The following is a 13,990-nucleotide window of genomic DNA, read 5'->3' on the forward strand; positions in this document are numbered from 1 at the left end:
GTTACCCGGCGGTTGTCTTGAATTTGTTGAGGCGCGATACGAGCTGCAGCATGATGATGCTGACCCACGTAATGCCAAACGAAATGATCGCCAGCGCGGACGGCTCATAAGCGCGATTGGCGCCCACAAGCTGTAGATATGGGCCGAAAGCTGGACGATTGAGCAGCGATGCAAGCGTGAATTCGCCAATGACAATGGCAAAGGTAATGAACGCACCGCTCATAACCCCCGACATCACATTCGGGAAAATCACCTTGAACATGATCCGCGCCCAGCCAGCGCCAAGGCTCTGTGCTGCTTCGGTGAGTGTGCGGACATCAATCGTGCGCATGGCAGTATCAACAGCGCGATACATGTAAGGTAGCGACAAGGTCATATAGCCGAACATAAGCAACAGATCAGTTGCACGCGTCGACGAGGTGAACGGCAACCATGACGATGAATTATAGATGCGCAAGTAACCGAACACGATGACGATGGCCGGAATGACAAGCGGCATCAGGGTGATGAATTCAATCACTGGCCGTAAGTGCGGCAGACGCAAACGTACCCAATAGGCTGTCGGCACCACCAGCAGCACACCGAATATGATCGTCAGAACACCGAGCAGGATCGAATACCCGAAGGTTGCCTGGAAATTCGGATCGCTGAAAACAACCCGGTAGGCATCAAATGAATACTCGCCGCGACGCATGCGCAGAGAAAACTCGAAGGTGCCAATCAGTGGGACCAGGAAGTAGATCGCGCCGATGAGGAAAGCGATCCATGCCCCGATCTTCTGAGCGTTAAATGCCTTTTTCATCGCTGCCACCTTTCGGCGCGCATACGCAGCCAGATGTAAAGGAGGTTGGAAAGTCCGGTTATAACGATCATGCCGAGCGCTAGCGCGTAACCAAGATTCTGATTATGCAGAACATCGCCTCGGATCTGTGCATAGAGCAGGATCGGCACGATGTTGAGCGAAGAACCGGTCAGTGCATAGGCGGTCGCAATCGCACCGAAGGCATTGGCGAACAAAAGCAGAGTTGTGCCGAGCAGGCTCGGCCAGAGAATCGGGAATGCAACCATGCGCCAATATTGTAGATTGGTGGCACCCAGGATCGAAGATGCCTCGCGCCATTCCTTTTTAAGACCATCGAGTGCTGGTGTCAGAATCAGCACCATCAACGGGATCTGGAAGAACAGATAGGTGATTGTCAGGCCGAAGAAGCTTAGGAGATTAAAGCCTGTCGAATAAAGATTGAAGCCAAACCATTCGCGCAGCAGGATAGTCACAAAGCCGGTGCGTCCGAGCGTTGCCAGAAAGGCAAAGGCCAGCGGAACGCCAGCGAAATTGGATGCAACGCCTGAGAAGGTCAGTACGGTGGGACGTAGCCAGCGCGGCAGATTGCCCAGCACTACGGCCCAAGCCAGAAAGAAGCCAATCAGCGCACCGCCAAGGGCGGAGGCGAGGCTTACTTTGATCGAAATCCAATAAGCACTCAGAATCTGAGGCTGGAAGAGATCACGGACATTCTGCAGTGTGAAATGGCCATTTGGGTCCTGAAAGGCGCCGATGATCAGATACATCGTCGGCCATAACAGGAAGAGAATGGCAAACAGAAAGAAAGGCGCGACGCCAATCCACGATAGTGGCAATTGACGCTTACGCACCCCGCTGATTGGAGCGGTTGTTTCGGCTGATGAACTCATGCGTTCTTTCTTTAGAGCATAATCCCGAAAACATACAGGTTTTCGGATGAGACTACGCGTGAAATTAAAAGACGAAGTATCTCTGTCGGCTAAGATTCTGTCAGAGCACGGCGAACCCTAACGGGCATAGGAAGGTTGCTCTAACAGCTTAAAATCGCTGCATAATGCCTGACTGTTCAGGAAACACTGCGACGACCATTTCTGGTCGTCGCAGGCATCAACAGGGCGAGATGAAATCGCTTACTGGACGTTGGCGCCGACAACGCTATCCCAGTTCTTGGTGATTTCTTCCTGAGCGGCTTCAATCTGTTCCAAGGTTGGGAAGATAGCCTTTTCATAGGAATCTGCCGGTGGCAGCTTGTCGAGCAGATCCTGCGGGATCTTGCCAGCCTTAGCCATCGCGTTGAAGCGGATCGGGTGGCAGTAGCCCTTCAGATAGCCGAGCTGACCTTCATCCGAATAGATGTGCTCCATCCAGAGCTTTGCAGCATTTGGATGCGGTGCGTAAGCGCTGATCGCCTGTACGTAAACGCCGGCAATGACGCCCGTCTTAGGAATCACGGTTTGGATTTCCGGGTTGCCCTTGAGCGTATCGCGGTCTGCGAGAGCGTTATAATCCCAACGGATAACGATTGGGGTCGAGCCCTGTGCGAGCGACGCAGCCTTGCCGATAACAGGAACGAAGTTACCGTTGGCATTGAGTTCCTTGTAGAATTCAAGGCCCTTCTTGCCAGCTTCTACACCCGGCTCCGCGCCGCGTGCGATACCGGCAGCGTGAACGCCGAGAATGGCCTGTGCGGAAACGCGTGGATCACCGGCGAGAGCAACCGAATTGGCATAATCGCTCTTGAGCAGATCTTCCCAATCCTGTGGGACGTCTTTGACGATGTCCTTGTTCACTTCGAAAGCGAGAACGCCGTAATAATCACCATACCAATAGCCTTCAGCATCCTTGGCGCTATCTGGAATTTCGTCCCAGGTTGCAACCTTGTATGGCTGGATCAGGCCGTCTTTCTTGGCGGTGGTGCCGAAGGCAAAACCGACGTCGATAACGTCAGGAGCCTGTGGGCCCTTATTGTCCTTGTTGGCCTTGATGGCTTCGATTTCGTCGCCCGAACCCGCATCTGGATTCAGTTCGTTGACCTTGAGGCCATACTTGTCTTTGAAGCTCTTGATGATTTCGCCGTAACCGCACCAATCATGCGGAAGAGCGATGGTGGTCAGTTCACCTTCGGCCTTCGCCGCAGCGATCAGTTCGGCCGATGGTTCTGCAGCTGCAATAGAAACCCCGCCAACGGCGATCGCCGTCGAAAGCGACAGCAGACGCGCAGTAAATGCAAGCATTGTTTGACTCCCCTGTTAAAGTCGGGCGAACGCTTCCGGTCGATTCCAGTGTTCGCGCACTCCCGATAGCCGTCCTAGATGACGGTTGGATGACAGTTCGTGGATTGTCACAAAATGTCAACGACAGAAAGTGAAACACGTTTTCAGGGACTTAGCAATTGATCCATAAGGGTTAACTGCACTTTTATGACAATAAATATGACAAAGGTTTCGCTGTTGTCACATTTTAAAAAGACGCGTTTCTCAAAACGACAGCGGTTTGCCTGCGCGCGGCATGATGCGTGTAAGTGTACGGCAAACGAAAATTTGTGAAATACGGACGAAGCATAATTAGTTTCGTATGAAACCCAATTATGGGGGAGATGGTTGCGGTTTTTACTGCATAGTCCCGCAATCTTTTGTCAGTTTAAGGAGTATGCAGCAGATTTAAACTGCCGGAGCGACCTTTGTACACCCAACAGGGCGCCCGGATGCTGAAGCGTGTCGCATTTTATTCCATCGTAGCTGGATCAGAAATCAGTCCGGTGGACTGATTTCCCCGCATACCGCTCAAAAGTTAAATCATCACCACGACCTAGTGGCCGCCGCCGCCACCTCCTGCTGCCTGCTTTGGTTTGCGCAGCAAGATTGCGCAGATTGCGAGCGTGCAGAACATCATCGTCAGGATGTAAAATACATCGATGAAGGACATCAGTGTCGATTGTTGGCGCACCATGCCTGACATTTTGGCAATGGCGACAGTTGCACCATCCATGCCAGCCGCATTGTACTTGGCAGTCAAGTTGGCGAGCATCTGTTCGGCTTCCGCATTGCCCCAGCGCACGTGTTCAGCCAGCCGTTCATAATGCATATCGTTGCGACGCATCAGGATCGTGTTGATGACAGCCAGACCGACAGCGCCGCCAAGATTTCGCGTAAGATTGAACAGGCCGGAGGCGTTCTTCATGAGAGAAGGCGGCAATGTGCCCAGCGCAAGATTGTTGATCGGCACCATACAGAGCATTAGCGAACAACCACGAAGGATCTGCGGCAGCAGTAGTTCGTAGAAATCCCAATCTGCCGTCAGGCCTGTCACCATCCACGTCCCAGCCGCAAAGCCAAGGAAGCCGATCATCATCATCAGGCGCGGGTCCATGCGCGTGGACAGGAAACCGGCAAGGGGGGCCGTGAAGAACATGGCAAGACCGCTTACAAATAGCGCCTCACCGATCATCAGCGCATCATAGCCACGTATGCTGCTGAGATAGAGCGGATAAAGATAAGTAAGACCATAGAGGCCGACACCCATCACAAAGGAAAACAGAGAACCAAACGCGAAGTTGACGTTCTTGAAGGCTCGTAAGTCAACGATGGGTTCTTCGGCCGTAAAAGCTCGATAGAAGAAGATAATGCCACCAATCGTCATGACGCCTGACAGGATGAAGATCGCATCATCCTGAAGCCAGTCGTTGCGTGGGCCTTCTTCGAGAACATACTCCATCGAACCAAGGAATGCCGCCATGCCTGCGAGGCCCCACCAGTCGAATTTGCTCAGGAGCGAGCTATCGCCTTCATCGAAATCGATGAGGTTCCATGCAGCGATCGTGACAAGGATGCCGGGCCCAACATTGACAAGAAACAGCCAGTGCCAAGAGAAAGCATGACTTAGATATCCACCAACGGTTGGTCCAATGGTTGGCGCAAGCGTTGCGACAAGGCCGATCATTGGCGAAACGATTGAACGCTTGGACGGCGGGAAGATCGTGAAGGCGGCTGCAAACACGCTTGGGATCATGCCGCCGCCGATAAAGCCCTGAATGGCGCGGTAAACGATCATCTGGTCGATGTTGGTCGCTGTCGCACAAAGCATCGAAGCCAGTGTAAAGCCTGCGGCTGAAACGGTGAACAAAACGCGTGTAGATACAAGACGCCCAAGAAAACCGGACAGCGGGATCATGATAACTTCCGCGATCAGATAAGATGTCTGAACCCAGGAAATTTCATCGGAGCTGGCACTGAGGCCCGCCTGAATCTCAGACAGCGACGCAGACACAATCTGAATATCCAGAATTGCCATGAACATGCCGAACACCATCGCAAGAAAGGCAATCGCCTTCTTGGGATCGATGCGATCATCTGCAGGAGCCATGGGCCCCATTGTGGTGTTTGCAGCCATGACGGCGCACTCCGAAAGGGAAGGGGAAGGCGGCGCGAAAGCTGTCAGCCGCGCCGCCGCATGTTCTAATGATCAGTTTTCACGCTCTTTTGGAATACGCTCCCAAAAGCGTTGTCGCGCGTGTCAGTTGGCCTTGTCTTCAGGTGCGGTGCGTGTGTCCACGTCAACCGTTACGCTGAGACCAGCGCGGATCTTGCCAGAATCGAGCGCGTCCTGAGGGATCGTGATACGAACCGGAACACGTTGAACGATCTTGGTGAAGTTGCCGGTGGCATTTTCAGGTGGCAACAGCGAGAACACGGCACCCGATGCTGGGGCTACCGATGCGACCTTGCCTTCAAAGTAAGGGCCGTCGATGGCATCGACATAGATACGTGCTGTTTCGCCAGTTTTGATGTGGCCGAGCTGCGTTTCCTTGAAGTTGGCATCAATATAGAGCGCGTTCACCGGAACAAGCGCTGCAATCTTCTGACCGGCAGAAACGAGATCGCCCTTCTTGCCGGAAAGATTACCGACAACACCATCAAAAGGTGCGCGCAGGGTGGTGAAATTGAGATCGCGAGCAGCCTTGTCACGTGCAAGTTCCAGAGAGCGCATGGTGCTTTCTGATTCCTTGTACTGCGCATTCAACACTTCGATATTGGCATTTGCCGAAGCAATCTGTGCTTTGGAACCGGCAAGTTTTGCCTTGGCCTGATCGAGTGAAGACTGCGCATTGTCGAGTTCTGACTGTGCCGAGAACCGTGTATCGTGGAGTTTCTGGACGCGGACCATTGTGCTCTCAGCGTTCTTCAGAACGGCCTGAGATGCCTGTTGATCTGCCTGAGCCTGTTGCAGGCTTGCCTTGGACGCATCAATTTGTGCGTTGATCCGTGCGAGCGTCTGCTTTTGTGTATTAAGCTTGGCTTCCGCATCGTCGAGCGCAATCTGGTAATCTCCGGCATCAAGCTGGAAGATCACATCACCAGCTTTGATATGCTGGTTGGCCACGACTGGGATGCTTTCAATATAGCCGGTGACTTTTGGTGCGATAGACGCAATGTCACCCTGCACGTAAGCGTCATCCGTTGAAACCATGAAGCGGCCAACTGTCCACCAGTTATAACCATACCAGAGCCCACCTGCGACGGCAGCAATAATAACGACCGGCAGCACAACGCGCTTACCAATGCCCTTTTTCTTGCCGCCTTTTGCGGTATCAGGTGCTGCGCCAGGAGCAGCAGTGTCCGGGGCTGTTTGCGGTGCTGGCCGTTCGCCCATGGGTTCTGCATTCACTCTGGACTGTTCTTCCTGAGCCGTAGGGGTCGGGAATGGACGGATTTCAGCCGTATCAACAGACTTATGGGCGGACATTTGGAAACTTTCTTTATAACCGCTTCAACGAACCGCTTGGTTCGATGTTGACTTAGAGCAATAAGTTGACCATATCAAGTGACATCGAACCGTTTGGTTCGAGAAAATTATGAGTTTTGTACAATGAATCGTGAACACCGCATAGAACAGAGCGCTGCAGCTGCCTTCGATAGCATTGAGGCTGGGGATGGCAATGAGGCCAGCGCATTTGCGGTTGAGCCCGATGTGGAGGGCGGACGTACGCGTCTGGCCGCAGGTCAAGATCCAATAAAACGCCAGCAGATTCTTGAAGGTGCGCAAAATGTATTTCTGCGTATGGGATTTGATGCTGCAAGCATGAACGACATTACGCGGGAAGCGGGGGTTTCCAAGGGAACGATTTATGTTTACTTCAACAGCAAAGAAGATCTGTTCGTCTCCCTGTGTGAACACTATCGCATGACGACTTTCAGTAAGCTTGTCGACAAGATCGACCAGGGGTTTTCGACCCGCGAAGAACTCGCTGATTTTGGTGTTACCCTGGTTACGCTCATAACGTCGACGACTGCAATTCGTGCGCAACGCATTATTCTGGGTGTCAGTGAACGTAAGCCTGAATTGTCGGCACGCTTTTATGAACGTGGTCCTAAACGCAGCCACTTAATCATGGCAGATTATCTTTCCAAAATGATCCAGTCAGGCGAACTGGAACCGTTTGATCCATTGGAAAAAGCCTATCAGCTTTCGGATCTTTTTCTTTCCGGCCTCTATCGGCCCCGCCTTTTTGGCGTGTTGAGCGAGCCTCCTTCGAGGCAGACAATTGTTAAAAATGTCGAGTCTGCTCTCGACTTTTTCTTTAGAGCTTATGGCAAACGAAGCCTGGATGTTTCAAAATAGTTCATCCGCCTTTTGAGCGAAGGGCTAAACACACATTCACCTGTCGGTAACGTAGTTTTCATTTGCGGGAGCCATATTTAGGCACCGTTCTTGTGTGTAATACATAGCAATCAATTTATTGCGGGTTGCAACGCGACCCATTTTTTATGTGACTTATAAGTGATTGAAGGCCCGAAGGAGTCGATTCGCCACCCATTTTTTAGTGGCATCAGATGAAGCCCTTTTTTCCTTTATTACCAAGGATATTATGCAATGATTCTCGACTTGATTCATTTTCCGAATTTTAAGAAGACCTTCTTTGGCACCTCGTTCCAGGGCGACACACTTGCGCTTCTGACGCGTATCCGTGACGAGATTGGATGCAAGTATATTATGCACACATATCGCGGGCGTATGGGAGATTGTACAAAGGCAAATTCTTCCGATCTTACTGTGGTGATGACTTATCCTTCGAGCTGGGCGACCCGATATTCAGCGAAGAATTACTTCATAATTGATCCTGTCTTTCAGGATGACGCTCCCTATTATCGAAATGATTCCCGCGGGATCGTGCGTGATCTCAAGGAAGATGCGGCAGCATGCCCCGATATCGCCGACATGCTGCAGGATGCTGAGAAGCATGGGCTGGGAAATACATTTATAGCGGTCTCGGCACGCAATCCGAAGGGGGCTGTTGGCTGTACACTTTTCTGCTTTGAGCTTGGCGACCAAGCTACGCAGGAAGAATTTCTTCTTAAGATGCGTCCGCGTCTGTTGAGCGTTTCTGGTATTATTCATAATACGTTGTGCGGTTGTGATAATACGAAATCAGCAGCATCCCTTCTGACACCACGTGAAGTTGATTGCTTGCGGTGGGCGGCCAATGGCAAGACGGACGGGGAAATCGCTGAAATTCTCAGCATCGCTCGCTGGACGGTCGTAACCTATCTTCAGAACGCGAAGATCAAACTCAATTGTTCGAATCGTACATCTGCAGTGGCGACAGCGCTCTCTCTGGGCATCATTGAAATGCCGGAAGTGCAGCATTTGATGTGATGTCACGTTTACACGGAACTAATATTACACCGGATGCTTGAAGCTTCCGGTGTATTTTTTGAAAGAAGCTCTAAGCCGTCTTCCGCATAGGCAGACGTGCATTGTCGATCGCATCAATCAGGCGGGTCGTATTCTGTGCCGGATCGTCATCAGGGTTCTCAAATACAATGTGGCTCAGTTCAACGCTTGCCGTTTTCCCCGACAGTGTCAGGCGGAAATAAGCATAGACGCCCTTATTGCGAAACTCCATGTCGAGAACAATGAAGGGATTTGTGAACCAGTCACAATGAAACTCACCGCCATGCCCAAGCTCGAGCGTGCCGGGGAAAAAATGCAGCTCAGTTGCCGAGTGGACGATATCTGCAATGTTGGCGAACAACTCGCAGCGGATGAAAGCAATATAGTCGGCCGGATCAACCAGCCGAAGTTCAGCGACGACTTCGCGAATGTTTTCGGCAATGATTGCCTCGCGTTCGTTTGAGAATTGTAGGCTCTTCATCTTGCCACCGCCGATCTGGAAGAACAGGGATATAATATATTAGAATATCCATAAGTCATCTCAAGCCTATCAATGTAATGCATGTCGAGCATTGATGACACGGACGAGTTCAGCGACGGCCTTATAGAATTCAGGTGCAATCATCTGGTCGACATTCACCTGTTTATAGAGCGCACGTGCCAATTGTACATCCTCGAAAATAGGGATGGAATTGGCTGCAGCAACTTCTCTTATTTTGAGAGCGATCAAATCTTGTCCCTTCGCAACAACAATTGGGGCCGCATCCTCATTGGGTCGATAGCGTAGTGCTACAGAGAAATGGGTCGGATTTGCGACAATAAGCGTTGCGGTTGGTACAGCGTTGATCATGCGGCGGCGCGCGCGATCACGCCCCAGAGAGCGCTGGCGCGCTTTTACAAGCGGATCGCCTTCCGATTGCTTATGCTCATCTTTTACTTCCTGCTTGGTCATGCGCAATTCCTGTTTCCAGTGAATGCGTGACCATGCAAGGTCGAAACCGGCAATTGCAGTGATTGCCAGCACATTGGCAACAAGAAGCCTGACCAGATTTTCACGCAGGAATTCTGGTAACGCGCTCGGATCGGTCGCAAGGGCGTCGGTGAAAAGATGGTTGCTCTTGAAGAAGACGAAGAAAACGATGATGCTGGCGGCAAGAAATTTCGCAAGAGATTTCAGGAATTCCACCTGACCGGAACGCCCGAAAATACGCTGCCAGCCTTTGATCAGCGATATGCGGGAAGCCTGGGGACGGATACGCTCTCCGACCATGCGTGGCGCGTTCTGAAAAGCCGAAGCCGCGATGCCCGCCAGTGGAATAATGATGAAGATCGGAACGAGTGCCATACCCACTGACAGTCCCAGAATACCAAACAGGTGGCTTGCATCCTCTGCACTGTTGAGGGTCCAATCCTCCGGGCGGTCCATCAACTCACGCAAAAAAACAGCGAGTTTTGTCGTCGCCGGAGCTGCAACAAAGACAGCGATGACAAGAAAGGATGCGATGCCGGCAAGAATAGGTGCTTCGCGGGAAAAGGGCATATTGCCCTTATCCAGCGCGTCGCGGATTTTCTTCTCGCTGGCGTCCTCTGTTTTGCTCTCTTTGTCGGTATCATCGGACATGTGTCACCAGCGTTCTTAGAGCATGTCGCGCTCAAATGGATTCATTTAGCGTTCGCGAACATGCGACAGTCAAAAGAATCTAGAGCGAGCGCCGTGGGTGCGATCAAGTGCGACACTCTCTAGAGCATTTCCAGCAGAAGGGACGGGTTGGAAATGCTCTATATATTTGTTTTTACGCATGTCTTTATCCAAAACCAGTTCCCACTTTTGGGAGATGTGCATTAATCCGTGTCTTCGCCTGGCTCGAGCGTGATGATGCCGCGCTCCGACAGATCAATCGCAATACGAGCGACAGCTCGCCGTGCGTCTGCGATGTTCTGGCTGGTGATGTTGCCCTGTTCGGCGGCCAGCTCGCTCTCGACCATGCGACGTCCGCGCGTGGAAAGCGACGAAAGCACTGTTTCCTGGAGGGCTGCGTCGGCGCCACGCAAAGCCGTTGCGATCTGCTCGGTCTGTACTTCATCGAAAAGCAGAAGACGGGCACGCTGCGACAGGCGTTCGATATCCTCAAAGTTGAAGAGCTTGGCCTTGATGCGGGAAATGTCGTCCTGGCTGAGATCTTTGAGGCTCGCCATAAGCTCTTCCATTTCCTGCCGGTCGAGCTGGTTGAAGATGTTGGCGATCTGGCCGTGATGGGCCTTAACCGGACCAGCGTCATTGCGTCCGAGAAGATCACGACGAAGCACATCTTCCAAAAGATCAGCTGCAGCAGGGGCGACATTGCCGATGTGCAAGGAACGCTGCACCACAGCGCTGCGCAACTGTGGAGGCAGGCCTACAAAAATACGTGCTGCGAGATCCGACGGAAGCTTGGAAACGATATAGGCGATGATCTGCGGGTGCTGATCAGTGAGATAGGCTTGCAGCCCCTCTATCGGCAATCTTGCAAGTCCTGCCCAGACGGATTCCTGAACAAGCTGCGGTTGAACGCGCTCTTCAAACACCGCGTCTGCTTCGTCCTGTGGCAGTGCTTCGCGCAACAGACCTTCAAAACGCTGGGCTGCTTCAGAGACAGGCGCACCTTCGGCAAAGGAGTCTTCGAACTGCTTTACAAGATGTTCGAAATCAAGCGGCGAAATGGGTTCAAGCGTTCGGGCATGACCGGCGAGCTTGCGCAAATCGTCCGCATTGAAATGCTTGAGGAGACGTGATGCGGATGGACGGCCAATGGCGACAAGGATAGCAGCCGCTTTTTGCGGACCGGAGAGTGTATCGATCAATCCGCTTACGCTGTCGTCGGAAGGCTTTTGCGTTTCATTGTCGGCCATGGTCGATCCGTTACTTACCGATGATTTCGGTCAGGCTGACGCCGAACCGCGAGGAATCGTCTTCGAGCACGATGACTTCACCGCGCGCAATCACACGTCCATTGACGACGATATCGACTGGATCACCGATTTGCTTGTCGAGCGTGATGACAGCACCACGACCGAGCTTCATGAGGTTTGCGACTGGCATGGTCGTGCCGCCGAGTACCACCTGAACATCGACCGGGATACCCATGATAAGCTCGAGATTGGGCTTTGAGGCACCAGCTTTGGCGCTGCGCGGCTTTTCTTCGCGCAATTCTTCAATCGCCTCTTCCAGCTCATGCTGCATGTTTTCGTCCCTGTTCTCGGTGCTCATGCCTGCCCCGCAATTTCAACGGTTGCCTTCTTGACCGCACGGCGCACGAAGACCGGCAAGGCGCTTTTTTCTTTTGGTGCAGGTTCGCTTGCGGGCGAAAACACCTTCTCATCGATACGTGCTGCAGTTTCCGTGACGGTGCGTGCCTGACGCATATCGCGCGTGAGTGCTTTACGCAGCCGGTTCAGCTCTTCGATTGCTTCGTCCATCTCGCGGCGCGCACGGCTTGTCTCTGTTAGACGGGCTTCGAGCTTTAGTGTCTCGTCTGACAAGTCGGTGCGCTGGTTCTGCAACGACTTGGCCACGCGCTCCAAACCATTGGAGGCAGCAGCCACGCGCAGCGTCAGCAGTTTACCAAGCTTGATGGTTTCGTTGGCCTTGCGACCCACGATGATGAGTGCACCAAGTGAGCCGAGCGCCAGAAGCGTCGATAGAAGATTAGCCAGCAACAAGCTCATCGATGAGATCCTCTTCCTGATTGACCGGATCGCCAACCTTGACTGTAAAGTGAATGCCGGACTTGCCGAGCGTGCATTTGAAAAGCTGCTGATCACCAGCGCGGAGCCGTACCTGCTCCATCGCATCGACAGGGAGTTTCAGCACCTGCCCGATTTCAAGCTTTGAGAGGGCATCCAGCGTCATGCTGCCCTGTTGAATGAATGTCTCAAGCTCAATGCGGGCGCGGCTGACTTCATTGCGCATCCTCTTGGACCAGGCAGGGTCTGCCTGGTTCATGGGACGGCGCAGGAAAGCAGCAACGGCATCCTGCATTGGCTTATGCGTGGCTCTGGGCAGAAGAAGATGCAGCGTGCCGGTCTTGCCCGCAGCAACAACATCGATACGGCAGATAAAGAGGCGTGAGCGCTCTAGGTCGTCACTATTGAATTCGGCTGTGTCCATGCATTCGCCGGGCGCAAAAAGCGATTGTCCGCCGCCCATAAACACCTGATCCAGTGCCGCCGACATATGCGATGTCAGTTGGTTGGATACCTTGCGTTCGAGCATGCCAAAGGGGCGTTCAAGGTCAAAACTACCGAGGTTGCCCTGCGCACCGAACATGGTTTCGATGACTGAAAACACCAGGGTTGCGTCGGCAGTCAGATAAAGCTTGCAGCCCCAGCGATCGGATTTGAGTGGCGCGATGATTGCAGCCTGATCGAGAATGGCATTGATCGCGGCGTCATCAGCCGTTTCTAACTGACCAGTTTCGGCATCAAACGCAGCAGCGCTTCCCTGCTTGAGACGGCCACAAAAATGAGACGATGCATCCTTGAAGACATGCGCAAGCGATTTGAGATCGTCACCGGAAAGTCCGGCCGCACGTAAAAGGTTTTCAGCGAGTACGTCGTTTTTGCGGTTTTGGTCAGGAGAAGTCATATCAGGCCGCCTGCTGGATCGGCGTGGTCGCCATGGTTTCCTGCTCAACCACGTCGATGCTTGGACGCTCATAGGCCGAAATGGTCTTGCGGCCATATTCGAGCGCGATCTGCGGCAGCGAACCATTCATGTACGCAAGCAGCGTCTGCTTCACGACGGTATAGAGACGGTTTTGCTTGTCTCGGGTTGACTTGATCTTGGTGGCGATCGGACCGACGACACCGTAAGAGAAGAAGATACCGGCAAATGTTCCGACAAGTGCTGCACCGATCAGGTGACCAAGCACTTCCGGCGACTGATTGAGCGCGCCCATGGCCTTGATAACACCCAGAACTGCCGCAACGATGCCCAGCGCGGGCAACGCTTCCGAAATCGAAACCATCGCCTGATACGGCTTGAGCTTGTCACGCGAGAGCGTGTGAATTTCTTCATCCATAAGTGCTTCAATTTCATGCGGACGTACATTCCCGACAATGATAAGTCGACAATAGTCGCAGATGAAATGCACGAGGTCGTCGTTTTTCAGAACGCTCGGATAGGCCTGGAAGATCGCGGACTCTTTTGGATTGTCGATATGGACTTCCACTTCATTGCGCGACTTTGCGCGCAATTCCCGCATCAGGCTGTAAAGCAGGCCCAGAACGTCGAGATAATCACGTTGCTTTGGTACAGCATTTGCGAAGGCTTCCATGCAGGCCTTGCCCGTATCCTTCACAAGCGAGAGGGGGTTGGCGACAAAGAATGTACCGAGTGCTGCGCCCAGAATAATGACGAATTCCCACGGCTGGATGAGCACGCTGACGTGCCCGCCCATGGCGATGAAACCGCCGAGCATGCAGCCCAGTGTGATGGCGAGGCCGATGAGAATACCCAAAGCGCATGACTCCCGTTGG

At 52.8% G+C, this 13,990-nt stretch carries 14 protein-coding genes; 2 read left to right on the forward strand and 12 right to left on the reverse strand.

Translation table 11 applies throughout. The features are described 5' to 3' along the window. Position 1 precedes the first annotated feature (1 nt). From CES85_RS08175 to CES85_RS08195, 5 genes are all read right to left on the reverse strand, one after another. Positions 2 to 802 carry an ABC transporter permease gene (locus tag CES85_RS08175; RefSeq protein WP_095445414.1) on the reverse strand — a complete coding sequence of 267 codons (801 nt, stop codon included), beginning with the start codon at positions 800 to 802 and terminating at the stop codon, positions 2 to 4. Continuing rightward, complete coding sequence (locus CES85_RS08180; protein ID WP_095445415.1) at positions 799 to 1,692, reverse strand: ABC transporter permease; 894 nt, start codon at positions 1,690 to 1,692, stop codon at positions 799 to 801. Before CES85_RS08180 ends, CES85_RS08175 begins: the two co-directional genes overlap by 4 nt. A gap of 240 nt (positions 1,693 to 1,932) precedes the next feature. Then, positions 1,933 to 3,036 (reverse strand): ABC transporter substrate-binding protein, encoded by a 1,104-nt coding sequence (locus CES85_RS08185; RefSeq protein ID WP_095445416.1) that lies wholly within the window; start codon positions 3,034 to 3,036, stop codon positions 1,933 to 1,935. Positions 3,037 to 3,610: 574 nt separating this feature from the next. Next, positions 3,611 to 5,191, reverse strand: coding sequence for a DHA2 family efflux MFS transporter permease subunit (locus tag CES85_RS08190; protein WP_095445417.1), 1,581 nt, complete (start codon positions 5,189 to 5,191; stop codon positions 3,611 to 3,613). A 123-nt stretch (positions 5,192 to 5,314) separates the two neighbouring features. Continuing rightward, a complete protein-coding gene (locus CES85_RS08195) occupies positions 5,315 to 6,544 on the reverse strand; it encodes an HlyD family secretion protein (RefSeq protein ID WP_095445418.1) in 1,230 nt (409 codons plus the stop codon). A gap of 123 nt (positions 6,545 to 6,667) precedes the next feature. On the opposite strand from CES85_RS08195, the gene CES85_RS08200 reads away from it, so the two are divergent. Together CES85_RS08200 and CES85_RS08205 are read left to right on the forward strand one after the other, a co-directional pair. Further along, positions 6,668 to 7,420, forward strand: a complete 753-nt coding sequence (locus tag CES85_RS08200; protein WP_095445419.1) for a TetR/AcrR family transcriptional regulator — start codon at positions 6,668 to 6,670, stop codon at positions 7,418 to 7,420. 252 nt (positions 7,421 to 7,672) lie between these two features. Then, positions 7,673 to 8,455 carry a helix-turn-helix transcriptional regulator gene (locus CES85_RS08205; protein ID WP_095445420.1) on the forward strand — a complete coding sequence of 261 codons (783 nt, stop codon included), beginning with the start codon at positions 7,673 to 7,675 and terminating at the stop codon, positions 8,453 to 8,455. A 70-nt stretch (positions 8,456 to 8,525) separates the two neighbouring features. On the opposite strand, the gene CES85_RS08210 is transcribed toward CES85_RS08205, so the two are convergent. The 7 genes from CES85_RS08210 to motA form a co-directional block, all read right to left on the reverse strand. Then, positions 8,526 to 8,954 carry a BspJ family T4SS effector nucleomodulin gene (locus CES85_RS08210; RefSeq protein ID WP_095445421.1) on the reverse strand — a complete coding sequence of 143 codons (429 nt, stop codon included), beginning with the start codon at positions 8,952 to 8,954 and terminating at the stop codon, positions 8,526 to 8,528. Positions 8,955 to 9,023: 69 nt separating this feature from the next. After that, complete coding sequence (flhB, locus tag CES85_RS08215) at positions 9,024 to 10,094, reverse strand: flagellar type III secretion system protein FlhB (RefSeq protein ID WP_095445422.1); 1,071 nt, start codon at positions 10,092 to 10,094, stop codon at positions 9,024 to 9,026. A gap of 221 nt (positions 10,095 to 10,315) precedes the next feature. Then, a complete protein-coding gene (locus CES85_RS08220; RefSeq protein WP_095445423.1) occupies positions 10,316 to 11,362 on the reverse strand; it encodes a flagellar motor switch protein FliG in 1,047 nt (348 codons plus the stop codon). Positions 11,363 to 11,372: 10 nt separating this feature from the next. Continuing rightward, on the reverse strand, positions 11,373 to 11,720 hold the full coding sequence (gene fliN / locus CES85_RS08225) for a flagellar motor switch protein FliN (RefSeq protein ID WP_095445424.1): 348 nt from the start codon (positions 11,718 to 11,720) through the stop codon (positions 11,373 to 11,375). Further along, positions 11,717 to 12,178: a BAB2_0123 family type IV secretion system effector gene (locus CES85_RS08230; RefSeq protein ID WP_095445425.1), complete on the reverse strand. Its 462-nt coding sequence runs from the start codon at positions 12,176 to 12,178 to the stop codon at positions 11,717 to 11,719. The genes fliN and CES85_RS08230 overlap by 4 nt, the downstream gene beginning before the upstream one ends. Next, a complete protein-coding gene (locus CES85_RS08235) occupies positions 12,159 to 13,097 on the reverse strand; it encodes a FliM/FliN family flagellar motor switch protein (protein ID WP_095445426.1) in 939 nt (312 codons plus the stop codon). Before CES85_RS08235 ends, CES85_RS08230 begins: the two co-directional genes overlap by 20 nt. 1 nt (position 13,098) lies before the next feature. Next, the gene (motA, locus tag CES85_RS08240) at positions 13,099 to 13,971 is read right to left on the reverse strand and encodes a flagellar motor stator protein MotA (RefSeq protein ID WP_095445427.1); all 873 of its coding nucleotides are present in this window, start codon (positions 13,969 to 13,971) and stop codon (positions 13,099 to 13,101) included. Positions 13,972 to 13,990: the final 19 nt, after the last annotated feature.

Source organism: Ochrobactrum quorumnocens (assembly GCF_002278035.1).
GTDB lineage: Bacteria > Pseudomonadota > Alphaproteobacteria > Rhizobiales > Rhizobiaceae > Brucella > Brucella quorumnocens.